The following is a 26,257-nucleotide window of genomic DNA, read 5'->3' as shown; positions in this document are numbered from 1 at the left end:
TAACAAAAAAGATTTACAGTAATTAGAAAAACTAAACATAAGTAATAAAAATATTTTAAAAATTCATGATTCATTTTTTAGAAATAATTTAGCTTACAATCAATAAATTTTTAATAAATTATTTTCAATTAATGTTTTTAAAATAATTAGCTTGATTGGATAGTTAACAAACTAAGGTTTTAAACTTTAGTTGCAAAATGACTAATCAATTTAAAAAAAATAAAAAAAGACAAGAATATATTTTCTTGCCTAAATTTAAAACAATATTTAGAATCTTTTAATATTAAATAAATACTATTAAAATAATATATTTTACTTTCAATTTATTGAAATAGGTTAATAGTTTTTGGACAATTTTGTTTTATTTCTCGTTTTAAATTTTATTTTATATGATTTTTTGTTTGAAAAATTAGATAAATGTATTAAACATCATTGTCTGAATTAGATCCGCTTGTTCCTGAATCGACTTTGTCTGAATTAGATCCGCTTGTTCCTGAATCGACTTTGTCTGAATTAGATCCGCTTGTTCCTGAATCGACTTTGTCTGAATTAGATCCGCTTGTTCCTGAATCGACTTTGTCTGAATTAGATCCGCTTGTTCCTGAATCGACTTTGTCTGAATTAGATCCGCTTGTTCCTGAATCGACTTTGTCTGAATTAGATCCGCTTGTTCCTGAATCGACTTTGTCTGAATTAGATCCGCTTGTTCCTGAATCGACTTTGTCTGAATTAGATCCGCTTGTTCCTGAATCGACTTTGTCTGAATTAGATCCGCTTGTTCCTGAATCGACTTTGTCTGAATTAGATCCGCTTGTTCCTGAATCGACTTTGTCTGAATTAGATCCGCTTGTTCCTGAATCGACTTTGTCTGAATTAGATCCGCTTGTTCCTGAATCGACTTTGTCTGAATTAGATCCGCTTGTTCCTGAATCGACTTTGTCTGAATTAGATCCGCTTGTTCCTGAATCGACTTTGTCTGAATTAGATCCGCTTGTTCCTGAATCGACTTTGTCTGAATTAGATCCGCTTGTTCCTGAATCGACTTTGTCTGAATTAGATCCGCTTGTTCCTGAATCGACTTTGTCTGAATTAGATCCGCTTGTTCCTGAATCGACTTTGTCTGAATTAGATCCGCTTGTTCCTGAATCGACTTTGTCTGAATTAGATCCGCTTGTTCCTGAATCGACTTTGTCTGAATTAGATCCGCTTGTTCCTGAATCGACTTTGTCTGAATTAGATCCGCTTGTTCCTGAATCGACTTTGTCTGAATTAGATCCGCTTGTTCCTGAATCGACTTTGTCTGAATTAGATCCGCTTGTTCCTGAATCGACTTTGTCTGAATTAGATCCGCTTGTTCCTGAATCGACTTTGTCTGAATTAGATCCGCTTGTTCCTGAATCGACTTTGTCTGAATTAGATCCGCTTGTTCCTGAATCGACTTTGTTTGAATTAGATCCGCTTGTTCCTGAATCGACTTTGTCTGAATTAGATCCGCTTGTTCCTGAATCGACTTTGTTTGAATTAGATCCGCTTGTTCCTGAATCGACTTTGTCTGAATTAGATCCGCTTGTTCCTGAATCGACTTTGTCTGAATTAGATCCGCTTGTTCCTGAATCGACTTTGTCTGAATTAGATCCGCTTGTTCCTGAATCGACTTTGTCTGAATTAGATCCGCTTGTTCCTGAATCGACTTTGTCTGAATTAGATCCGCTTGTTCCTGAATCGACTTTGTCTGAATTAGATCCGCTTGTTCCTGAATCGACTTTGTCTGAATTAGATCCGCTTGTTCCTGAATCGACTTTGTCTGAATTAGATCCGCTTGTTCCTGAATCGACTTTGTCTGAATTAGATCCGCTTGTTCCTGAATCGACTTTGTCTGAATTAGATCCGCTTGTTCCTGAATCGACTTTGTCTGAATTAGATCCGCTTGTTCCTGAATCGACTTTGTCTGAATTAGATCCGCTTGTTCCTGAATCGACTTTGTCTGAATTAGATCCGCTTGTTCCTGAATCGACTTTGTCTGAATTAGATCCGCTTGTTCCTGAATCGACTTTGTCTGAATTAGATCCGCTTGTTCCTGAATCGACTTTGTCTGAATTAGATCCGCTTGTTCCTGAATCGACTTTGTCTGAATTAGATCCGCTTGTTCCTGAATCGACTTTGTCTGAATTAGATCCGCTTGTTCCTGAATCGACTTTGTCTGAATTAGATCCGCTTGTTCCTGAATCGACTTTGTCTGAATTAGATCCGCTTTGTTCATTATTTGATGTTTTTAAACCAGTAAGATTTAGATCTTTGCTCTTTTGAAAATCACCACTTGAAAACTGAACTGAAACTTTTAAAGTTCCTTTTGCATCATTTGCTGCATCACTAGCAGATGATTTAGTAATAACAGTTCCTCAATTTGTAGGAACATCAAATTCAACATCTTGACCATCTTTAGTTTCTTTAAACTTTACATCTGAAGTTTTGATTTCAATTACTTCCGAAGGTTTTTTACCTTTAAGATCACTACTATTAGCAACAAGAGATTTTACTCTATCAAGTCATGCATTTACTTTTTGAGCATCTGATTGACCAATTTTAGTATCTTCTAACACTTTTGTAGAACTAACAGCTTTATTAGACTTTTTATAAATAGTATATTCAATTTTGTCTGCACCTTTTTCTTTAAATGTTAATTCATAGTCAGAACCAAGTTTTGAACCAAGTTTTGATTTAACAAATGCATCAAAAGTTAGGTTGCTATCACTAGATTTAGCTGTTCTATATTCAGATAGTAGTCTTGAAACTGTTCATTGTGCAGTTTCATCAACACTTTTTGGAAAAAAAGTTAAAACATCTATTTTTGATTCTAGGTCTTTTTTTATTGCACCATCGTCTTGTTTTTGACAAGCAATTAGTGTAGCTCCTGCTATAGATAAAAACGAAGTAGAACCTAAAAAGAATAAAAACTTTTTCTTCATATTAGAATTTTTCATATCTTCTCCTATTTTAAAATTATGTTAAATATCTATAGTAGAAAAAATAGATATTTATCTTGAAAATTAAATTTTACAAACTTACTTTAATTTTTAATTTTATTATATTTTTAAAAATTTTTTAACAAGAATACAATATGAAACTTGTCAATAATAATTTTACATATTTTTTTATAAAAAAATTAAAACAATTCGTTTATTAAAATTTGTTATTAAACCTTAAAAATTTAATAATTACATTATATAGATTTTCTCTTTTTTAAATCTAATTAGTTTATAAATTGCTTTTTTGCAAAAATTAAATGTAATAAACATAATGATATATAAATAATGAATTAAAATATATGCTTTTTTAGTTTGAAATTAATGTTATTTAAACTTTAAATCAATATGAAAAAAACATTAAATATAATTAAATAAACCAACAAAAAAATGGTTCAAAAAAAGTTCATAAACATCAAATAATGAACAAAATCAAAATAATTCAGAAAAAATTGAAGGTCAAACTGGAGGAAATGGTTCTGATACAGGAAAAACTAACCAAGTAGATCTTCAAATGTTGCTTGATAGTATTGAATCTGTTGAAATAAGCTCAAAATTTGAAACTAAAAGTGAAATTGTTTTAAATTCTTCAAGTACTGAAATAAAAGTTAAGAAAGCAGATAATTCAGATTTTTCAATACCTAATGGTGTAAAACTTTTACTTTCATTTCAAAAAGAAGAAAATGAAAAAAATAACAAATTTAGTCTAGGAATTAGTTTAATGTTGAGCTCTTCTAATAGTGAAGGTGTATCAAAAGATTTAATTATTTCAAAATTTGAAAGTAATCAAGATGATAATGCATTGAAGTCAATATCAAGGGATTTAGAGGAAACAACCAAAAAAATAGATCTTGTATCTCAAGAGCTAGATTTAAAAGATCAAGAAGAAATTGTTTTGGTAAAACAATCAGAATTAATTTCAAATAATCTTAAATCATTACTTTTTAAGCTAAAATTAGAAAATTTTAAAAATGCAGCAAAAGATGTAAAACTAACAAAAGAGCAAGAAACTTTACTAAATAAAGAGTCTATTTCCCTAGAGGAGTTTGATTCATTAATTAAAGGATTAACAGAAGATCAAAAAAAATCAGTATTTACCAAAATAGAACTAACAAAAGAGCAAGAAGATAAATTTAAAAATGTAATTCAAGATGCAAAAGTAAAATTAGAAGATTTAACTAAAAAATTAGAAAAAATAAAAAGTGAAAAACAAACTATAGAAGAAAAATTAGATCCAATTATAGAAAAACTAAAAGAACATCTAAAAAAGATAAATGAATTAGATTCAACAAAATCATTTTCAGTAATATATAAATAAAATGTTAATTCTTAATTAATTTGAATTTTAAAAAATAAAAATGAAAACTTAATATTTTTATTGAAATTTAAATTTTTATATGTAAAAACTATTTAAACATTTAACATTTTATTAATTTACTAAATAAAAAAACAAGAGTACTTTATTAAAAAGTAAGCTCTTGTTTTTTTATAACTTTGGCTTATTTTTATACTCCTGTTGTTGAAGGAGTTTGACTGGTGTTTGCAGCTCCTGTTGTTGAAGAAGTTTGGCTAGTGTTTGCAGCTCCTGTTGTTGGAGGAGTTTGACTGGTGTTTGCAGCTCCTGTTGTTGGAGGAGTTTGACTGGTGTTTGCAGCTCCTGTTGTTGGAGGAGTTTGACTGGTGTTTGCAGCTCCTGTTGTTGGAGGAGTTTGACTGGTGTTTGCAGCTCCTGTTGTTGGAGGAGTTTGACTGGTGTTTGCAGCTCCTGTTGTTGGAGGAGTTTGACTGGTGTTTGCAGCTCCTGTTGTTGGAGGAGTTTGACTGGTGTTTGCAGCTCCTGTTGTTGGAGGAGTTTGACTGGTGTTTGCAGCTCCTGTTGTTGGAGGAGTTTGACTGGTGTTTGCAGCTCCTGTTGTTGGAGGAGTTTGACTGGTGTTTGCAGCTCCTGTTGTTGGAGGAGTTTGACTGGTGTTTGCAGCTCCTGTTGTTGGAGAAGTTTGGCTAGTGTTTGCAGCTTCTGTTGTTGAAGAAGTTTGGCTAGTGTTTGCAGCTTCTGTTGTTGGAGGAGTTTGACTGGTGTTTGCAGCTTCTGTTGTTGGAGGAGTTTGACTGGTGTTTGCAGCTTCTGTTGTTGGAGGAGTTTGACTGGTGTTTGCAGCTCCTGTTGTTGGAGGAGTTTGACTGGTGTTTGCAGCTCCTGTTGTTGGAGGAGTTTGACTGGTGTTTGCAGCTCCTGTTGTTGGAGGAGTTTGACTGGTGTTTGCAGCTCCTGTTGTTGGAGGAGTTTGACTGGTGTTTGCAGCTCCTGTTGTTGGAGGAGTTTGACTGGTGTTTGCAGCTCCTGTTGTTGGAGGAGTTTGACTGGTGTTTGCAGCTCCTGTTGTTGGAGGAGTTTGACTGGTGTTTGCAGCTCCTGTTGTTGGAGGAGTTTGACTGGTGTTTGCAGCTCCTGTTGTTGGAGGAGTTTGACTGGTGTTTGCAGCTCCTGTTGTTGGAGGAGTTACATTTTTGTCTCCACTTGCTAGAGGATTTTTCATTTCATTCCCACTACTTCCATTTGAACCTTGATCAGTCTTTGGTGGAGTTGAATTTTGATCTTTTGAACTTGAATTATTTCCACTTTGTTCATTATTTGATGCTAATGAACAAAAAATTTTTTAATTTTTATCAAAAAAACTATCAAATTTAGATTTCTTAAAAGTTAAAAAATATACAAATTTATGGCATTTACTAAGTAATTTGGTTTGTTTTGGTCATAACTTAACAATTCTAAAAATTGATTGGTTTTTTTAAAAATATGTTAAAATGTAGATCTAATTTTATTTCGAATTCAAAAATTCTTATTTTATTTAATATACAAAAAAATTAAGTGAGGTTATTTATGAATAAAAAATATTTTAAAAAATATAGCTGAGTGCTAATTCTTTCAACAAGTATTCTAGCTCCAATGACATTAGCTTCATGTAATCATAATGTTGCTAAAAAAGAAGACAAAACTCAAAGTGACTCTTCTAACTTGTCTAATAAAACAAACAAATCTGATCCAAATGATCATCTTAAAGATAAAGATAAAAATGTATCTCAAGATAACAAAGATTCAACTAATAAAGCAGTTTCTAATGAAAACTCACAAACTCAAAGTCAAAAGACTAATGAATCTAGTCAAAATACAAAAGATGACTCTTCAAAAACTAGCAATTTAATTACCGATCAAAATAGCTCTTCAAATTCTAAGAGCAAAATCCAAGAAAATAAACAAGCTCAAAAGGATCAAAACACTAGTGCTGTTAATGTTAGTGCTTTAGAAAAACAAACAAAAAATGATGAAAACATATCTTTGGCAAATTCAAAAGATACAAATGTCATTTTAAAAAATGATGAAAAAGTAGCTCTTGCAAAGGATGATTCTAAAGAAAAGTCAAAAAACTCAAGTGATTTAAATTTAAAAACGCCAGTTGAAAATAGGCAAAACAAAAATGAAGTCAAAGATGATAAAAAAGCTCTTCAATGATGGCAAAAACTAAATGAAAGCGCTTCTATATTAGAGTCCTTTAGTTATGATCAAACTAGCTTATCATTAACTTTTAAAGAAAGTATGCCCTTAGATGTAGAAGTAGTTTTAAAATTGGAAAATTTAGACTCTCATGAAGAAAAACAAATAAGCTTTAAAACTACAAATGGCAAAGTTCAAAATGTTTTACTTACCTCTAGCAATTTAACAAGTGGAAAATGAAAGATAAAAAGTTTTAGTTTTGACAAAACTTATAGTCATAGTCCAACAACTGAAACAACTTTTGATTTTAAGACAAATGAAAAACTTAACCAAGAAAGAGTTGAAAAAATTCAAAGAGTAATAGACGAATATCAAATTAAGATTAAACAAAATTACAAAGATAAGCCAATTATTTCAGAATATGCCCTTTCTAATTTTGATTTAAATCTAAATTTCAAAAATTTGGAAATAGTTAAAAATTCTCTTAAATTTGATGGCTCTAATTTAAATCAAGATTTAAAAAGTGAAAAGCAAATGAAAATAACTTTTGAAAAAGTTAGCGAAAATCAGGCAAATAAAACAAGAAAAGCCCATTTTAAAATTACTACTTTAGACAATCTTGTTTTCGAAAAAACTCTTGAGTGAAGTTATAAAACTAATAAAGAATATTTAGATGAATTTAAAAATGGCAGCGCTCTATGAGATGATTTGCAAGCAAGTCTAACTTCGGTTTTTGAAAAAAGTCTTTGACATCCTTATCAGCTTCCAAAAGCAAAAAGCAAAATTAATACTATTAATTTAATTAATGATGTTAGTGCCTCTTTTCAAGGATATGATTTTTTAGATGATTTTAATGGAAGTGCCAAGTTAAAATTCAAATTACAAAGAGGACAAGAGCAAAGAGATATAACTTTTACAATAAATCGATTTTTAAAGGTTTCTTTAATAGATCCTTTATATAGGGGAAATCTTAGAAATTCAGAATTTAATATAAAAGCAAGTAGTAATGGTTATTGACTAGGTCAATACTATACAGCAGCTGAAGTTTTTAAACATTATTCAAATGCCAAAAGTTATTGATATGCCACATCAAGCGATGGTAGTCCTTGACTTGAGTTTTCTTGAAAAGATAATACATTAGCTGATATTTATGGTTTTGAACTACTTTTTTGAAATAACAAAGATTATTACAAAAAAGGCTCTTATAAAGTTGAATACAAAAGCAATGGCAACTCAGAGTGAAAAGCTCTAGAAAATGTTGAAATAACTTCAATGCCTTTTGAAAAAGATAAGCGCTTTATTCAAGAAATAGTCAAAATTAAAAAAGAAAGAATTAGTGCTGTAAGAATAGTCTTTTTAAAAGACAAAAAACCAACTTATCCTTCTGTTTTTAGTTTAAATCCTATAGTAAGAACTGTTTTTTAATTAACTATCTTAAATTAATAAAAAATTCCAACTATTTTGCATAGTTGGTTTTTTACATTTTATAAACAAATTATTTTTTAATTAGTTTAAGTTAATTAGCTTTTTTATTAGCTTTTTGAATAGGAGTGTTATCTTGAGCTTTTAATGCTATTTTTAATTCTCGATTAATAGTGATAAATGAATTTAGGCCTTAAAACTCTTTTGGAACTAAATTCTTAGAATTTGATTCTAAAAATTTAGTATTTGTTTCTTTAATGATTAGGATTTTTTCATTATTAGTTAAAACTTTTTAGTGATTTAATTTTTTTAGACTTAGAAAGTTCAAAAAAAGATTAATTCTATTAAAAAAGACAAAATCTTTTGTATCAACTCTTTAGCTTTTTGTTGTTGAGTGTCTATTCATTATATTAATTTACAGAACTCTTTTATTTTTTAAGAATTTAATAATTTGGTCAAATTAATTATGGCAATGTTCTTTAAAAGCTATCTTTTGAAATCTTTTGTCAATTTTGATGCATTAGCTTGATCTATAGTTTCTTTTATATCCTTGGATTTTTTTAGTCCACTAAGAACTCTATATTCATATTTAGTTTTAGAGCCGCTTGAAAATCTAAGTTTAACTTTCAAAGTTCCTTCTTGGTCATTTGCTTGTTTGTTAGAATCTAGCTCAAATAAAGCACTTCAATTTTTTGGAATATTAAATTCTAAATTATTTTGATCTAGTGCTTTTATTTGACTTTTAACAAGATTTTCATTTGTTATTTCAGAAGGAGCTAATTTCGAAATATCTGAATTGCTAATAGCTATTAGAGATTTTGTTTTATTAAATCAATCTTGTAATTTTTGAATATCACTTTCAATTTTGAAAGCATTTGTTACTTTGTTTACTTTAGTTTCTTCTTTTGAGCAAGCTAGCGTTGTGCTAAAAATTAGCAATATGTTTAAAGTCAAAGCAAAAAGCAATAAAAACTTTCTCTTTTTATTTAAAGATTTCATAATTTATCCTTTATTTATAATTTTTATTTGTTTTATCTCTAAGTCATTGACTCAACCAATAAAAGACAACTTTTTTAAGATTTTCAAACTAATGAAAGCACTATATTAAAAGTGCTTTTAAATTTTCTGAAATTAAAATATAAAAAGCAATTAGTTTATTCTATTAATAATAGAAAATAAAAAATACCAACCTATATAATTTTAAATTTTCATTTTCAAAAGATTATTAAATTTTTTATTTTTTTTGATAAGAATTTCAAAACACTATGTAATATAGTAGAGTTTGAGCAAAGGAAACTAATAATTTATTAAAATTTAGCACTTTATTAGTAAGAGTGCCAATTTTTAGTTTATAATAAGGAAATTAATTAAAAAGAAATAGGAAAAATTTTCTAAAAACTCATTGGAGTATGTAGAATTTAAAGGAAATTAAATTTTAAGTAAAAATCTTAAAATTAATAAGGAGGAATCAAATGTTAAAACCATTTTTTGCAGTTAGAGGACAAGTTCTATTGCCCTTTATCGAAATAACTTTAGATGTTGGAAGAGAATCATCTAAAATTGCTTTGGAGCTTTCTACTAAAAACTACAAAAATGAAATTGTAGTTGTTACTCAAGAAAATCCAAAACAAGAACTAATAGAAAGTGAAAAAGATTTAAAGGAATTTGGTCTTTTATGTAAAATTATTTCTCAAAGTCCTTCAAAGGGTAATATAAAAGTTACTTTATTACCTTTTAAAAGAGTTAAAGTTAATAAAATAACTATCTCTGAGACAAATCTTTCTCATAAAGTTATGGCTGATTATTCCCCTTTTGAACTAGTAGCTCCAGATCCTGCTAAAGGAAAAATTTTATACAACAAAATGGTTGACATTATCTTCAAAAGCTCAATGCCCCTTGATAGTGAATCAAAAAGAAACATCTCTAGTATAAGTATTAAATACAACCGTATTACTAAAGAACTTGACAATTTAAAAATTGAAAGTGATCAGGAGTTTTTAGAGAGATTCTACAGTGAAGATTTAACCAATGATTTAATTTCTCCAAAAGCACTTTTAAATAAAATTGTTAATGAACTTAGTTGGCCTTTAGAATTAAAATATGAATACTTTGTTCAAATTGATTGAATTAATCAAGCTGAATTTATCATTGAATATTTAAAAAGTAAAAGAGAAGACCAAGACTTAGAAAATGCCATTGATGAAAAAATGAAGAAAAATCTAAGTAAGCAGCAAAAAGAATTCATTTTAAGAGAAAAAATGAAAGCTATTCGTTCAGAACTTGGTGAGTCAAATGAAGAAGAAGAAGAGTATAAAACTAAAATCAATGATAAAAACAATAAAAAAATCTATCCTAAGTCAGTAAGAAAACTAATAGCTAATGAAGAGTCAAAATTAAAAAACATGATGTCTTCTTCTCCTGATGCCAACATTACTAGAAATTATATTGATACTTTAATGAAACTTCCTTGAAGAAAAACAAGCATTGATTTTTTAGATATCAAAGTTGCTAAAAAAATCCTTGATGAAAATCACTATGGACTAAAAGAAGTTAAAGAAAGAATTATTGAATTTTTAGCTGTTTTAATTAATAATAAAAACAAAAATCCAGATCTTAAAAAATCATTAATAAAATTAGATAAAGACCATGAAATAAACTTAAATGTTTTTAAAGAATCTGATAAAAAATTCGATAAGCAAATAACTCACAATGTTCCTATTTTAGCTTTAGTAGGCCCTCCCGGAACAGGAAAAACTTCTTTGGCAATGGCAATTGCTGAGTCAATTAATAAAGAATTTGTAAAAATTTCTTTAGGAGGAGTCAAAGACGAAGCTGAAATAAGAGGACATAGAAGAACCTATGTTGGAGCTATGCCTGGAAAAATTATTCAGGGAATTAAAAAAGCGGGAGTGTCAAATCCTTTAATTTTACTAGATGAAATTGATAAAATGGCCTCAGATTATAAAGGTGATCCAGCCTCTGCTATGCTTGAGGTTTTAGACCCTGAACAAAACAAACATTTTCAAGATCATTATTTAGAACATGAATATGATCTTTCAAAAGTAATGTTTTTAGCAACTGCTAATTACTATGAAGATATTCCAGCTCCTTTATTAGATAGAGTTGAAATAATTAACTTATCAAGTTACACCTCATTAGAAAAAAAAGCAATTGCTAAGAACCATTTAATAAAAGCTGTTTTAAGAGACTCTTCACTTGATGAAAAATACTTTCAAATTTCAGATGAAGTTTTAGATTTTATTATTAAACACTACACCCTTGAAGCTGGTGTGCGTGGCTTAAAAAGAGTTTTAGATAAAATGGCTAGAAAAATTGTTGTAAAACTTCTTGAAGGAAAAATTAAAGAAGACGAAGAAGTTAAAATTGATGAAAAAAAAGTTGTTGAACTTCTTGGTGTAATTAAATATGATGATGAGTCAAATGATAAAGAAGATCAAATAGGCTCAGTTAATGGACTAGCTTATACCTCTTATGGAGGATCAACTCTTCAAATTGAGGTAAATATCTATCCAGGAAAACACTCAATAGAGTTAACTGGTTCACTAAAAGATGTTATGAAAGAATCTGCAATTACAGCTTTATCTTTTGTAAGATCAAATGCTGAAAAAATTGGTATTAAAGATTTTGATTGAGAAAATAACTCAATTCACATTCATGTCCCTGATGGAGCAACTCCTAAAGATGGCCCTAGTGCTGGAGTAACCTTTACAACAGCTATAATCTCAGCTTTAACTAAGAAAAAAGTCTCTCCTTTAGTGGGAATGACAGGAGAAATTACCCTAAGGGGAAAAGTTCTTCCTATTGGCGGTTTAAAAGAAAAATCAATAGCTGCAAATAAATTTGGAATAAAAACTGTTTTTATTCCATATGAAAACAAAAAGAATTTAGTTGATGTTCCTGATGAAGTTAAAGAAAAAATTGACTACATTAGTGTAAAAGAATACTGAGAAATCTACAATCATTTATTCTTAAAAAAATAGTCAATTAATTTTGGAAAGTATTAAATCAACAATTGGTTTAATATTTTTTAATACCTTTTTTATGAACTTTTAAATAAATAAAAAAAGCACCTTTTAAACTAGGTGCTTTTTTGTAGATGTTTTTAATTATCTATTTTTTAAATTTCAAAATGCTTTTTTTCCAGGGAAAACAGCTGCTTCTTCAAGTTGATCTTCTATTTCAAGAAGGCGATTGTATTTTGCAATTCTATCAGTTCTTGAAAGTGATCCTGTTTTAATTTGACCAGTATTTAAAGCAACAGCAAGATCTGCTATGGTAGTATCTTCTGTTTCTCCTGAACGATGTGAAATAACAGCGCTAAAACCTGCTTTATGAGCCATGTTGATAGTATCAAGGGTTTCAGAAAGACTTCCAATTTGGTTTAGTTTAACTAAAATTGAATTCATTGATTTTTCTTTAATAGCTCTTTCAAGAATTTTTGAATTTGTAACTGTTAAATCATCTCCGACAATTTGTAGTTTTTCACCATATATTTTTGTAAATTTAGCAAAACCTTGTCAATCACTTTCTGCAAAACCATCTTCAATTGAAATTATTGGATATTTAGAAATTAACTCTCCATAATAAGCAATAAGTTCATCACTTGTAAAATCTAATTTTGTTTTTTCAACATTTTCAAAACCTGGTTGTTTTGTTTTAATAGCTTGTTTTAATTTTTTGAATGTATATTTTCCTGTGCTTTGATCATATAACTCAGAACTAGCTGCATCGATGGCTATTGCTATTCCTTTTTCTTTTGAAGTTGAAGCAACAAAACCTGCAACTTCAATGGCTTGCATTAAAAAGTCTAAAACTTCCTCATGGTTTTTTAAATTAGGTGCAAAACCACCTTCATCACCTACTTGAGTTCCATGACCTGCTTTTTTTAGTAATTTAGCTAAATTATGGAAAACTTTGTTTGCCATTTGAAGGGATTCTTTAAAAGTTTTTGCCCCCATTGGCATAATCATAAATTCCTGGAAATCAATGGTATTTGAAGCATGCTCTCCTCCATTGATAACATTTAACATTGGAAGAGGAAGCATGTTGGCATTAATTCCTCCAATGTATCTATAAAGAGGGATTTGTAAAAAATTAGCCCCTGCATGAGCAGCTGCTAAAGAAACACCTAAAATAGCATTTGCTCCAAATTTTGATTTATTTTCTGTTCCATCAGCTTCAATCATTATGTTGTCAATGTTTCTTTGATCAAGAACATTTTGCCCAATAAGTAAATCTGCGATTTTGTTATTAACATTATCAACTGCTTTTTGTACACCTTTAGAAGCATATCAATTATCTTTGTATTTTGTTGATTCATCTCTTAGTTCAAGAGCCTCTCTTGAACCAGTAGAGGCTCCTGAAGGAACAAGGGCTTTTCCATAGGCCCCTGAAATAGTATGAACTTCAACTTGGATTGTTGGATTTCCTCTTGAGTCTAGAACTTCAAGTGCTTTAATTTTAACGATTTCTGACATTTGTCTCCTTACCTGTTTGGTTAAAAAATTTAAAAGTTATTTTGATTAAAAAAGTTCAAAAAAACTAAACATTTTTAAAACTTTATAAATTTTAATAGATAAAAGAGCAAAATCTAAAATTTAATTAAAATATTACAAAAATGAATCTAAATGTAACCTTATATTAATAAAAATTTATTATAATAAGGGCATGAATAAAAAGTATCACCTCTTCCTTTTGTCTTTGCTATTCTTAATTTTCTTTATTTTTCTAACATGGTTAATTATAGCTTCTACTTCAAAGGGCTCTGATGCTAGTGAAATTCCTTATCTTTCGGTTGGAACTTTTTTAACTTTTGCACTATTAATTTTTACTTTATTTCAAATTTATTTTATTAACAATAATTTTAATAGACATGTTTATGTTAAAAAATCTTTTAATAGTTTTTTAGATTTTGCAATTACTAATAACTATCTTGGAATAATTGTTGTTTCTCACGACAACAAAGTAATATGAAACTCTTCATTTGTTAATAAAATTTTTGGTGAAAAAGTTATTGGTAAAAGAATTTCCAATCTTTTACCAGAATTAGTTGATCAAGATGCTTACAATAGTGAAAAAATAGTAACTAAAATTAATGATAGTTATTATTTATTACAAAACTTTAGTGACAAAAATATCATTACTATTAAAGATGTTACTAAAGAGGAAATTATTCAACATAGCTATCGAAGTGAAAAACTAGCTTTAGGAGAGATGGAAATTGATAATTTTAAGCTTTATCAATCAACTCTAAGTGAAGAGGATGTTTTTCAAATTCAATCAATTGTTGTTGATCTTTTAGAAAAAATTTCTACTAATTATAACTTTGCTTATCGTCAGTATGTTGGTGGAAAATTTCTTATTATTACAAATGATGAAACTATTGAAAAAATGGTCAAAGATGAGTTTGTATTTTTAAACATGCTTGATGAGATGCAAAGTGTTAAAAATGTTAGAATTTCAATTTCATTTGGGTTTGCAAAAGGACTTTATCAAGTTAGTGAGTTAATTGAAGTTTCTAAAAATGCTCTAAGACAAAGTCAATCTCGAGGTGGAGATCAAATTACAATTTTTGAAAAAAATAAAAAACCAGTTTTCTTTGGTTCTCGAAGTGAAATTGCCCTTGATTTATCAAAGACAAGAATTAAGGACATGACAAGAATTATTGAACAAAAACTTTCAAGTGAAAAAATCAAAAAAGTTATTATCTATGGACATAAATTTTCAGATCTTGACTCACTAGGCTCAGCTTTTGCTCTTGCCAAAATTGCAAGTCAATTTGACAAAAAAGCCTATATTCAAAATATTACTTTTGATGAAACTTCAAAAAGAGCCATTTCAACTTATATTGCAGGAAATGATAGTCAACTTTTTATTAAACCAAGTGTAGCTAATAATTTAAGTGATGAGTCAACTTTAGTTTTTGTAGTTGATACTGCTGAAAAAATTAGAATTGAAAATCCTCAAGCTTTTGCCAAAGTTCATAAAGATAATGTTATTATTTTAGACCATCACCGAGTAAGTGAAAACCCTGATTTTTCAAACCTTTTTAATCAATATATTGAAACAAATGCCTCAAGTGCAAGTGAAATAGTCACTGAAATAATTAACTTTATTAATCGAGATATAAAAATTGAGCCAAATGTAGCTCAAATGTTATTAAATGGAATTTATATGGATACAAATCAGTTCCAAAAATCAACTTCTTCAAGAACCTTTAATGCAGCGGCACTTTTAGAAAGTTGGGGAGCACTAAGTTCTGAGAGTGTCGAATTTTTAAAAATTTCTGAAGAAATTAGTCTAAAAGTTAAATCACTAATTGAAAATATTAGAGAAATAAAACCAGGATATTTCCTAGCTTATTCATCAATTGAAGCTTCAGGAGATATCATTTCAATAGCAGCTGATGAGATGTTAAAAATTCAAGGAAGAAAAGCATCTTTTGTAGTTGCTAAAAATTCTGGAACAGAAGAGTATAAACTCTCAGCTAGAGGAATTAAAACAAATGTTCAAGTCATTGCTGAAGCCGTAGGAGGAGGAGGACACTATGCCGCTGCAGCTGCTAGCTCGGTTGAGCCTCTTGAACAATTTGTAGATAATATAATACAAGCGATTGTGAGTGTGAAAAATAATGAAATTAATACTAATTAAAGATTGCCCAAGCGGTAAGGCAAACACTATAGTTGAAGTTAGTGATGGATATGCAAAAAACTTTTTAATACCAAGAAAATTTGCCATTGCCTACACTGAAGAAAATGCTAAAAAATTAAAGCAAAAATTAGAACAAGAAAAACTTGATTTTTCTCTAAAAACAAAAGAGTTTTTAGAACTAAAAGAAAAACTTGAAAAACTTAAATTAACCTTTAAGTTAAAAGCTTCTCTTGATAAAAATCATAAGTTAGAAACTCATCATTCAATCTCTGCAAAAAAACTTTTAGAAAGATTGCATGAGTTAGGTTTTGACCTTCCTAAACATAGCATTGAAAAAGTGCATTTAAACCTAATAGGAATTAATCATGTTAATGTAAAACTTTTTGATAAAATAGTTGCAAAATTAACGGTGGTAATTGAAGCAGATGTATAACTACGAACAAGATAAAAATCCTGAAATTTTTCCTAATCAAAATGAAAGTATTGAAGCTGAGTCTTATTTACTTTCAACTTTAATTGTCTATCCTGAAGAGATTAAAAAAATAGAGCTAATGATTAGCCCTGAAAATTTTCTTAATCCTTTAAATCAAGAACTTTTTAGAGTTCTTTTAAAAATGTCAAAAGAAGCTCAAGGAATTAATGTTGATCATGTAGCTAGTTACATTAAAAAAAATACTAATAATTTAGTTAGCTATGACTATCTTTTGTCTTTAATGGTCAAACCTGGACTAAAAAGCAATGTCATCTTATATGTAAGAGAAATAATTGAGCAATCTAAAAAAAGAGAACTTGAAAAAATTTTTAATTTTTACAATTCAAAATCACTTGTTCATAACCAACAAACAAAAGATATTATTGAACAAGTTATTAATAAATTAACTAGTCTTGATCAAGACATTGAAATAAGAGACTTTGAAAGCGCTTCTCAAGTAGTTAAAAGATACTATAAAAACTTGCAAGATAGAAAAGAAAACAGCGCTATTTCAGGAGTGGCTTCAAATTTTGATAATCTCGATGAAATAACTCATGGATTTCAAAAAGGAGATCTAATTATTTTAGCAGCTCGTCCTTCAATGGGAAAAACTGCTTTTTCTTTGAATTTAGCTTTTAATGCTTGTGATTTTTATGGCAAAAAAGTTGCTTTTTTTTCATTAGAAATGCCCAATGAGCATTTAATTGGAAGAATGATTTCATCACTAAGTGGAGTAGCTGGAAATAAACTAAAAAAACCGATGACTTTAAATGAATATGACTGGCTTCAAATTCTAAAGGCCAAAGATAAAATTGACCGATTTAATCTTTATTTAGATGATGGTTCAACTTCAAGAATCAATGACATTATTTTTAAATCTAAAAGAATGCACCAAAAAGTTAAATTAGACATGATCATTATTGACTATCTTCAACTTATTACAATTCATGACAATAGAGGAGATAACCGCCAAAACGAAATTTCTAAAATTTCAAGACAGCTTAAGGAATTAGCTCGTGAGCTTCAAATTCCAATTATCGCTCTTTCTCAACTTCATCGTGAAGTTGAGAAAAGAGCTGACAAAATCCCTTTAATGTCGGATTTAAGAGATTCAGGATCAATTGAACAAGACGCTGATTTAATTATGTTTTTATATCGAGAGGACTATTATTTAAATGCAAATTCAAAAGATCAAGCAGATCAAAGACCAACAGTTGATGTCATTATTGCAAAACATCGTAATGGAGCTATTGGAAAAATTCAACTTAGCCTTGATCTTCCTACGGGCCTTTTTCAAAAAACATCTTACTAAGAGGTAACAAATGGACATTTCATTTCTCAATATAGCAAATAAACTAACAACTAATCTTTCTTCAAGTTCATATCCATGACTTTTTATTGTTTCGATAGTTATAACTATGGTTATATTGCTATTTTTATCTTCCTTTTTTTCTTCAGCTGAAACAGCTTATGCTTCTTTAAACATCGCTAAGCTAAATCAAGATGTCAAATCAAAGAAAAAATCAGCTTTATTAATCCAAAAACAAATCAAATCCTTTAGTAAAACACTTACTAGCATATTAGTAGGAAACAACTTAGTCAACATTGGTTTTTCATCAATGACTACTTTGCTTCTTTCAAAAACACTTCAAGAAAATGAGTTTTTAATAACTATTTTTACTATCTTTTTAGCCACTCCCTTAGTAATTATCTTTGGAGAAATAATTCCTAAGATCTTAGCTAAAAAATATGCCTATCAGTTTTTGAAAAAAACTTGTTATATTGTTGAGTTTTTTAACTATCTTTTTATCATTATTACTTTCCCAGTTTTATACTTTAAAAAAACAAATGAAAATGTTACTAACTCAGAAATGGATCTAAAAAGCTATGTTGAAATAGCAAATGAAGAAGGAGTAATAAACAAAGATGAGTCAAAGCTTATTTCTAATGCCTTTGATTTAAATTCCGAAAAAGTTATTCGCCATTATGTAAAAAGTGAAAACATTACTTTTTTAAATGCAGATGACAATGTTGCCAAGGCAATAGAGCTAACTAAAAAAGATCGTTATTCAAGAATTCCAGTCAAACAACAAAATAACTTTTTAGGAATTATTCACATTTCAGATTTACTCGGAGAAGAGCCTGAGACTAACATTAGAAAATACATCTATCAAATTCCAAAAATCTCTCATTTTAGTTCTTTGACTAAAGCTCTTGAAAGTCTAAGATCTGAAAAAAAACACATGGCTTTTGTAACTAAAAAAAACCTTGAATCCCAACAAGAGCAAATCATTGGAATTATTACAATGGAGGATATCATCGAAGAGCTCGTTGGTGAGATCTATGATGAATATGACGATGATGTTTTAATTCTTGAAGTTTCACTTGGAAAATACCATGTTTGAGGAAATGCTAAAATGTCAAATTTTATTAGCCAAAGTGAAATAGACCTTGAAGCTGATGAAGATGAAAATGTTAGTGATTGAATCAAAAAAAGATTTAAGAAAAAAATCAAATTAAATTCTAAATTTATCTACAAAAAGCAACTTCAAATCAAAGTAATTGAAATTAACAAGAAAAAAGTTTTTAAATACGAAATTATTCTTAAATAAAGCTTTTGATTTAAGTTAAATTAAAACAAAAAAACTTAAAAATAAATATTTTAATGGTCATTAAAATACAACTTGTATATAATTGAAAATATATTTTATAAACTCTATGTATTTTAAAGGACAACCATGATAAATGTTAATGAATTTAAACCAGGAATTACCTTCGAAGATGAGGGTAATATCTATGTTGTTTTAACAGCACAACACTCAAAACAAGGAAGAGGACAAGCCAATGTTAAAGCCAAAGTTAAAAACCTAAGAACAGGCTCAACTACACTTAAGAGCTACACCGGTGGAGATAAAGTTCAAAAAGCTCACATTGAAAAAAAACCAATGGACTATTTATATAATGATGGATCAAACATTATTTTGATGGATCAAGAGAGCTTTGAACAAATTGAAATCGATGTTAAAAAAGTTGAATGGGAGCTAAATTTTCTTACAGAAGGGATGAAAATTTTAGTTAGACAATACCAAAATGAAATTTTGGATATTGAAATTCCAATTAACATTGAATTAAAAGTTATTAATGCCCCCGATGCAGTCAAAGGTAACACCACAACTAATCCACAAAAAAAAGTTATTGTTGAAACAGGCTATGAACTTGAAGTTCCTATGTTTATTAAAGAAGGAGAGACAATTATTGTCTCATCAGAGACAGGTAAATATGGAGGAAAATCTTCTAAATAATGTACTACATAACTAGAGAAAATCAAAATATATTTGAGAATATCCATATTAATGTTTTCAAAGAATCTTTGTTAAATATTTTCAAAACATGAGATGAGATAATTCTTGATTTTCATGAAGTTAAATTAAACAAAGACTTTACAAATGTAAAAGTTAAAATTGGCTTTTATATCAAGGGTGAGTTATTCTTACAAAAAGCCATTGAAATGATCGTCGAAAAAATTGATCAAAGCTTTATTTTAATAAATAATGCAAGAGCCGAAAATATCAAAATGGAATTTTTAGGGAGAAAATAATATGAACAAACTAGATCAACTTTCAATAAATACTCTAAAAGTTAATTCAGTAGCTGCAATTAACAAAGCCAATTCAGGACATCCAGGAATAGCCCTTGGAGCTGCCATTATTAGCCACACACTTTTTACAAGACATCTAAATTTTGACATTGAAAATCCAAATTGAATCAACCGTGATCGTTTTGTTTTAAGTGCAGGTCATGGATCTTCGCTTCTTTATTCACATCTAAGAATTTTAGGCTACATTAATGAACAAGATCTAAAAGACTTTAGACAGCTTAACTCTCTAACTCCAGGTCATCCAGAGTATAAACACACCATTGGAGTAGAAGCTACAACAGGGCCTTTAGGTCAAGGTCTTGCAATGGCAGTTGGTCTTGCTTTGGCTCAGGCACATTTAAAATCTAAATTCAAAGAATTAGATCACTATACATATGTGCTTTGTGGAGATGGAGATCTTCAAGAAGGAGTAGCAAATGAAGCCCTTGATCTAGCTGGTCATTTAGGACTGGAAAAATTAATTGTTCTTTATGATTCTAACGACGTTCAATTAGATAGTAAAGTTGATCTTGTTTATTCTTCTGACAACAAAAAACGCTTTGAAGCGATGAATTTTAACTACATTTTAGTTGATAAAACTAGCGTTGAAAATATCGATAAGGCAATCAAAAAAGCCAAAGCCTCTTCTAAGCCAACAATTATTGAAATTAAAACAATAATTGGTGAAGGAGCTCACAACCAAGGAACAAGCGATGTCCATGGAGCTCCTCTTGGAAAAAATATTGATGTTTTACTTAAAAATTTAAATTGAAATAACGATTCTTTTTATCTTCCTGAAGAGGTTAAAAAATACTATCAAGAAACTTTAGGGAAAAGATCCTCTGAAGCTTTTAAAAAATTTAAAGCCTCAAGTGAATTAGAAAAGTTTTTAAGCCAAAAACCTAATGTTGATTTTAGCGAGTTAAAACTAGAAAATAACCTTGCAACTAGAATTTATAATGGAAAAATTTTAGATTTTTTAAGCTCTAAAAATTCAAACATCATAGGAGGCTCAGCTGATTTGACAGTTTCAACTAAAGCAGCTGGTTCTGATGGAATTTTTTCAAAGACAAATCTAAGTGGAAGAAATATCTTTTTTGGTGTTAGAGAATTTGCTATGGCAGCTATATCTAATGGAATGGCTCTTCACTCTAATTTAATTCCTTTTTCTTCAACATTTTTAGTTTTTGCAGATTATTTAAAAGCAGCTATTAGATTAGGTGCTTTGATGAACTTGAAAACTCTTTACATTTTTTCACATGATTCAGTTTTTGTTGGAGAAGATGGCCCAACTCATCAACCAATTGAACAACTTGCAATGCTTAGATCAATTCCTAATGTAGCAGTTTTTAGACCAGCTGATCAAAGGGAAATGCAAGGAGCTTATGCTTTTGCTCTAAATAATAATGGCCCTACTGTAATTGCAACAACAAGACAAAATATTGTTTCTTTAGAAAACTCATCAAGTCAAAAAAGCCAAAATGGATATTATCAACTTTTAGATTCTAATTCAGAATATAGTTTAATTGCCTCAGGTTCAGAGGTGGCCAATGCCTTAGAAATAGCTAAAGAACTAAAGTTAAATATGTACTCAGTTCCTGCTATGAACTTGGTTGAGGATTTTCCATGAAAAAGAGATAAAACTATTTCAATAGAGGCAGCTTCAACTTTTGGTTGGTCAAAACTAGCAAAATACAACATTGGAATTGACCGCTTTGGACTTTCAGCTCCTGGAAATCTTGTTTATAAAGAAATGAAATTAGACATAGACTCACTAAGGCAAAAAATTAAAAGCATTATCGAAAAATAACTTTTAAAACTTTAAAAAACATGCACAAAATTTAAAATTTCAAAATTGTGCATGTTTTTAATTAATTACTTTTTAAAGGCTTTTATTTATTTTTATAAATCCTATTTTATTAAAACATTGATGAATATTGATATTTTTGCTTGAGTTTATAGTAAAATTTTTGCGAAACATAGAAATTTTTTTATAATGAAACAAATTAATTTTGTAAAAATATTTACAAAATGATTAATTAATACTAAGGACAAACATGGACAATACTTTATTCAACATTAGTGAGTTAATTGCTACAAATGATGAAAAAATAAAAAGCTTTATTAACTCAATTGCTGCTTGAAGTATCATTGGAATAATTGTACTTTTTGTTGTTATTGTTATTGTAGTATTGGCCCTTAAAGTCATTCCGAAATTTTTAAAAATAGGAATTTCTCTTGCGTTTTTTCTAGGTATTATTGCTCTTGTAGTTTATTTACTTATTAGTTATATATAAAAATTTAAATTATTAGTTAACTAACAAATTCACTTATTTTGTTAGTTTTTACTTTTTTTATAAGCCTTTTTTTAATTACTCAAGCTTTATTAGATTAGCCCTTAAAGAGCTAATTTTTAAAAATTTAAATATACGTTATAATTTTACAAGTGACATTTTAAAACTTACGATTGGAAAATTATGAAAAAATTTACAACTAAGAAATATAAGTCTTTGTTAATACTTTCGTCTTTAGTACTAAGTCCACTAGCACTTAGCTCATGTGTTCTAGACACTGCAATAACACAAAAAAATCAAAGAAATAATCAAAACAAAGCTGAAAAACCTATTGATCAAGAACAAAATTACAATCCAAGTCCAATGGAAAAAGAAGACTCTACAAAAGAAGCCCCTGAACAAGAAATTCCTAAACAAGAGGAGCCAAAAAACAACCCTCCTGCAAGCAAAGATGTAGAAAAAGACTCTCAAAAACAAGAAAATTGAGATAGCCAAAAAAACCAAAACTCTCCTTCAAAGCCAGAAAGCAATAATGCTCAAAGTCAAAATAAACCCGAGACAAATCTGACTAATTGATGAGAAAGCTCTGGAGGTCATGAGTTAAATTTAACTAGCTCTTTATTTGAAAATAATAAATTAACTCTTAATTTTGACCAAGAAATTCCAGAAAATCTAAAAACAACATTGACTCTAAAAAAAGTAGATACCAGCGGTCAAAGTCAAGAAAAAACAATAGAATTTACAAGTAAAAAATCTACAAGCCAAATGGTTGAGCTTAGCTCTTTAAATCTTGAACAAGGAAAATGAGAAATTTCTCAAATTTTATTTAATGTCTATGCTTATAAACCTTCAACTAAAATGACTTTTGAAGTAAAAATAACTAATTTTGAAGAAGAAAAAGCTAAATTAGTAGAAAAACAAGTTCAAAGAATAAAAGAGTATTTTAGCTCACATGTTTTTGAAATCAAAGAAAAAGCTAAAGACAAAAAAGATGTTAATTCTTATGCTTTATCTGATTTTAATTTAAACCTACAATTAAGACAAAATGAATCTAAAGAAAATATTATTTCCCTACTTTTAGTTGATCAATCAAATGATTCAAATCTTATAAAAGAGCCAAAGCTTTTACTTAAATCACTAACAGAAGATAAAAGCACTAAAAAAAGAATAGCCACTTTTAAAATATGAATTACAGAAAAAGACTCTATTGAAAAAACTCTTGAGTGAAGTTATAAAACTAATGAAGACTTCATTAGTGAATTTACACAAAAAAGTCCAAACTTTCAAAATTTAAAAAATAAAGTTGATGAATTTTTTGCTTCAAAACTTAATTTAATTCCTTTTGAGTTAAATAAATTAAATACAAACATTCATAAAATTGTTCTAGATGATGAAATCGAAGCTTTTTTTGAAAAAATTAAATCAGTTGATGATTTTAAAGGAAGTGCTACTTTAGAATTTAAAGTTAAAAGAGCAGATCAAGAAAAATTAATTAGCTTAAATGTAGAGGGATTTGCAAAAGTTGCAAATATAGAAGCTGAAAATTCAAAAAGACTTAGAAAAGAAACTTTTGACATAAGTTCAAGTAGCAATGGACTTAGTGCAAATGATTTTATTCAAAGTGAAAGAGGAAGAGTTCTTCATGCTCAAGGAGCTTTTAGTACTATTGATGAAATGGGTGATTATTGACAAGCTGGTAAAAATGATGCAAATCCATGACTACAAATTGGATGAAAAAATGGCAAAAGCAATCTTTTATATGGCCTACAAATTGGATTTTTAAATGGATTTGAAAAAGGTGTTAAAGATTACTATAGAGAAAATGCATATCGAATTGAATATCAAGAAAAACCAGGTGGAAAGTGAATAAGTCTTGAAAATCCTAAAATCACAGGAAAACGTCATTGAAGACTTACACATCAATGAATTGACACGGTAGAAATCAAAAAACATGTTCATGCTGCAAGGGTTGTTTTTATAAAAGACAAAAAACCAAAATACCCATCAATTTTATATTTAATGCCAATAGTTAAAAAAGCAAATTAAAAAACAAAACATCAAAGGTGATTGACATAATCACCTTTTTTCTTGTTTTTTTAAAAATCACAAGCTTTTAAATTTTGTTAAAATTTTATTATTTCGAACTTAGCTTTTTTAAAAAACTTTTATTTTATATGCGGGAGAAATTATGAAAAAAAGAAATTTAAAAAAATATAGCTTAGCACTTTTTAGCTCTATGAGTATTTTAGCTCCAATAACATTGGTCTCTTGTGCTAGTTCACAATTGCAAAAAAACCAAGAAAAAGAGCAAGAAAATAAAAATACTACAAATATGGCCAACTCCAAAGAGACTTTAAATAATAGTAATAACAAAACTAATGATTCAAGCTCTTCTAAAAAGCAAGAAAAAAATGAAAGCCCAATGGGCAATCAAATGAATTTAAATACACTAAAACCAAAGGTTGATGAAAAAACAAATCAAAAAAACACTAATCAAATGGAAAAAACCCCTCAACAAGGACCTATTAAGCCCCAAGATGAAGCTGAAGATAAAACTCAAGCAAAACCAAATCAACCTCAAAAAGATACAAATGAGCCTTCAAAAATGGAACCAAAGCCAGAGTCAAAGCCAAAAAATAATGAAAATGCCAAGGCAAATTCTAAGGATAAAAATAATCAAGATAGCTTAGCCAAAAAAGAAGAAAAACCAAAAACTCAAGAGAAAAATTTAAATAATAGTCAAAAAGAACTTGAAAACAAAGACTCTAAAAACGATGATCAAATTAAAGATGGCAACTTTAAATGATGAAATACAACTAAGGGTCAATATGTAGAGCTAATAAAAGTTGACTATGATGGGCAAAATCTAACTTTACACTTCAAAGATGAATTAGCCAAAAATATAGAAAGTTCAATTTTTCTAAATTATTTAAATAATGCTAGTGATGAATCAAATAAAAACACAAAAAGAATAACTTTTAAAACACTAAAGTCTAAAATACAAACCATTTCACTTGAAAAAGAAGAAATTAATGATGGAAAATGAGAAATTAGCCATTTTCTTTTTAATGTTTATCAATACAAACTAACTAATAAATTTAGCTTTGAAGTTAAAACAAAAGCTAAATTATTAGAAGCAAAACTTCAAAAAATTAAAGATGCACTAGAAAGCCACAACTTTAGCATTGATGAAAAAAATAAAAATAAAGCTAATCTTTTAGACTATAAACTCCATGATTTTAATTTAAATTTTAATTCAGCTAAAGCAAAAGAAAATGAAAACTCTCTTAAATTTAGTGGATTAGATTTAAATCCTGCAATTGATATTGAAGCTGATTTATCAATTTCTCTTGAGTCTGTAGTTGAAGATGAAAAAACTAAGCAAAGAAGTGCAAATTTTAAAATAATTGCTCTAGAAAATCAGCTTATAAACAAAGTTTTAAATTGGACTTACAAAAGCAATAAAGATTATTTAGCTGAATTTTCACTAGAAAAAAGTGAAATTAAAAAAGAATTAGAAACTAAAGTTTCAAATTTTTTCTTTGATAATTTCTTTGATCCAACAAAGGCTAATATCTATGCTTATAAATTACCAGAGACAAATCCAAAAATTAAAGATTTTGATTTAAAAGATGAAATAAAAGCAACTTTTTTAAATTATGAAAGCTTTGATGATTTTCAAGGTAGTGCTACATTAAGATTTAAAATAACAAGAGCAAATGAGGCCATAGAAAAAACTTTTTCTATAAGTGGATTTTTAAAAGTAGGATTTTTAGAATCAAAAGAAGAAAAAACTTCAAATTTTGATTTAAAAGCAAGTAGTTTTGAAAATGGCCATGAATCTAATAAAGTTTTTGAGGATAGTCAAACAAATAATAATTATTGAAAGGCAAAAAGTTCCAATCAAGATATTAGTCCTTGATTAGAACTAGCATGAAAAGAAGGCTATGAACAATTTATCTATGGAATTGATCTTTTATTTTTAGACCAAAGCGATTTTTACAATAAAGACTCTTACAAAGTTGAATATAAAAAAAGTGTTGATGGACAATGACAAAATCTTGACATAACACAAAAAGAAGTTTTAAAAATTAATGACAAGGAAAATTACATCAAAGAAAGAATAATACTTAAAAAAGATAGAGTACATGCAATAAAAATTACCTTTTTAGCTGACAAAAAAGCAAAAAATACTTCAATTTTTAGCTTAAATCCAATAGTTACAATATAGTTTTTCAAAAAAAC

General features: G+C 28.6%; 18 protein-coding genes. 15 read left to right on the top strand and 3 right to left on the bottom strand.

Annotated elements, in window-relative coordinates; genetic code table 4:
* Positions 1-409: 409 nt before the first annotated feature.
* Positions 410-2,260 carry a DUF7486 family protein gene (locus EXC36_RS04125; RefSeq protein ID WP_456298997.1) on the bottom strand — a complete coding sequence of 617 codons (1,851 nt, stop codon included), beginning with the start codon at positions 2,258-2,260 and terminating at the stop codon, positions 410-412.
* A gap of 482 nt (positions 2,261-2,742) precedes the next feature.
* Here EXC36_RS04125 and EXC36_RS02595 point away from each other — a divergent pair, with 482 nt between their 5' ends.
* The 4 genes from EXC36_RS02595 to EXC36_RS02580 all read left to right on the top strand — a co-directional run bounded on the left by EXC36_RS02595 (position 2,743) and on the right by EXC36_RS02580 (position 7,941).
* Entirely contained in the window at positions 2,743-3,009 is a 267-nt protein-coding gene (locus EXC36_RS02595) for a hypothetical protein (protein WP_129690327.1), read from the top strand.
* Positions 3,010-3,537: 528 nt separating this feature from the next.
* Positions 3,538-4,341 (top strand): hypothetical protein, encoded by an 804-nt coding sequence (locus tag EXC36_RS02590; RefSeq protein ID WP_129690325.1) that lies wholly within the window; start codon positions 3,538-3,540, stop codon positions 4,339-4,341.
* A gap of 176 nt (positions 4,342-4,517) precedes the next feature.
* Complete coding sequence (locus EXC36_RS02585; protein WP_129690323.1) at positions 4,518-5,684, top strand: hypothetical protein; 1,167 nt, start codon at positions 4,518-4,520, stop codon at positions 5,682-5,684.
* A 220-nt stretch (positions 5,685-5,904) separates the two neighbouring features.
* Positions 5,905-7,941 (top strand): hypothetical protein, encoded by a 2,037-nt coding sequence (locus tag EXC36_RS02580; RefSeq protein WP_129690321.1) that lies wholly within the window; start codon positions 5,905-5,907, stop codon positions 7,939-7,941.
* A 483-nt stretch (positions 7,942-8,424) separates the two neighbouring features.
* Here EXC36_RS02580 and EXC36_RS02575 read toward each other — a convergent pair whose 3' ends face one another.
* The gene (locus tag EXC36_RS02575; protein WP_129690319.1) at positions 8,425-8,937 is read right to left on the bottom strand and encodes a lipoprotein 17-related variable surface protein; all 513 of its coding nucleotides are present in this window, start codon (positions 8,935-8,937) and stop codon (positions 8,425-8,427) included.
* 473 nt (positions 8,938-9,410) lie between these two features.
* Between EXC36_RS02575 and lon the strand changes: the two genes are divergently transcribed.
* Positions 9,411-11,939 (top strand): endopeptidase La, encoded by a 2,529-nt coding sequence (gene lon / locus EXC36_RS02570; RefSeq protein ID WP_129690317.1) that lies wholly within the window; start codon positions 9,411-9,413, stop codon positions 11,937-11,939.
* Positions 11,940-12,065: 126 nt separating this feature from the next.
* Here lon and eno read toward each other — a convergent pair whose 3' ends face one another.
* Positions 12,066-13,436, bottom strand: a complete 1,371-nt coding sequence (eno, locus tag EXC36_RS02565) for a phosphopyruvate hydratase (protein ID WP_010925319.1) — start codon at positions 13,434-13,436, stop codon at positions 12,066-12,068.
* A 190-nt stretch (positions 13,437-13,626) separates the two neighbouring features.
* On the opposite strand from eno, the gene EXC36_RS02560 reads away from it, so the two are divergent.
* The 10 genes from EXC36_RS02560 (at position 13,627) to EXC36_RS02515 (ending at position 26,243) form a co-directional block, all read left to right on the top strand.
* Positions 13,627-15,609 carry a GGDEF domain-containing protein gene (locus tag EXC36_RS02560; protein ID WP_129690315.1) on the top strand — a complete coding sequence of 661 codons (1,983 nt, stop codon included), beginning with the start codon at positions 13,627-13,629 and terminating at the stop codon, positions 15,607-15,609.
* A complete protein-coding gene (rplI, locus tag EXC36_RS02555) occupies positions 15,590-16,042 on the top strand; it encodes a 50S ribosomal protein L9 (protein ID WP_041364138.1) in 453 nt (150 codons plus the stop codon). Before EXC36_RS02560 ends, rplI begins: the two co-directional genes overlap by 20 nt.
* A complete protein-coding gene (gene dnaB / locus EXC36_RS02550) occupies positions 16,035-17,393 on the top strand; it encodes a replicative DNA helicase (RefSeq protein ID WP_050780377.1) in 1,359 nt (452 codons plus the stop codon). The genes rplI and dnaB overlap by 8 nt, the downstream gene beginning before the upstream one ends.
* 10 nt (positions 17,394-17,403) lie before the next feature.
* Positions 17,404-18,693, top strand: coding sequence for a CNNM domain-containing protein (locus EXC36_RS02545; RefSeq protein ID WP_010925315.1), 1,290 nt, complete (start codon positions 17,404-17,406; stop codon positions 18,691-18,693).
* A 126-nt stretch (positions 18,694-18,819) separates the two neighbouring features.
* Positions 18,820-19,383, top strand: a complete 564-nt coding sequence (efp, locus tag EXC36_RS02540; protein WP_010925314.1) for an elongation factor P — start codon at positions 18,820-18,822, stop codon at positions 19,381-19,383.
* A complete protein-coding gene (locus EXC36_RS02535; RefSeq protein ID WP_129690313.1) occupies positions 19,383-19,679 on the top strand; it encodes an MMB_0454 family protein in 297 nt (98 codons plus the stop codon). Before efp ends, EXC36_RS02535 begins: the two co-directional genes overlap by 1 nt.
* 1 nt (position 19,680) lies before the next feature.
* Entirely contained in the window at positions 19,681-21,528 is a 1,848-nt protein-coding gene (locus tag EXC36_RS02530) for a transketolase (protein ID WP_129690311.1), read from the top strand.
* A gap of 247 nt (positions 21,529-21,775) precedes the next feature.
* Positions 21,776-22,015, top strand: a complete 240-nt coding sequence (locus EXC36_RS02525) for a hypothetical protein (RefSeq protein ID WP_010925311.1) — start codon at positions 21,776-21,778, stop codon at positions 22,013-22,015.
* Positions 22,016-22,195: 180 nt separating this feature from the next.
* Complete coding sequence (locus tag EXC36_RS02520) at positions 22,196-24,058, top strand: hypothetical protein (protein ID WP_129690309.1); 1,863 nt, start codon at positions 22,196-22,198, stop codon at positions 24,056-24,058.
* Between the two features lie 142 nt (positions 24,059-24,200).
* Positions 24,201-26,243, top strand: a complete 2,043-nt coding sequence (locus EXC36_RS02515; RefSeq protein ID WP_129690307.1) for a hypothetical protein — start codon at positions 24,201-24,203, stop codon at positions 26,241-26,243.
* The last annotated feature ends 14 nt before the right edge of the window (positions 26,244-26,257 follow it).

This window comes from Mycoplasmopsis pulmonis, assembly GCF_900660575.1.
GTDB classification, from domain to species: domain Bacteria; phylum Bacillota_I; class Bacilli_A; order Mycoplasmatales; family Metamycoplasmataceae; genus Mycoplasmopsis_B; species Mycoplasmopsis_B pulmonis.
The sequence above is the reverse complement of the archived record's forward strand: the minus strand, read 5'-3'. Positions and strand labels throughout refer to the sequence as shown.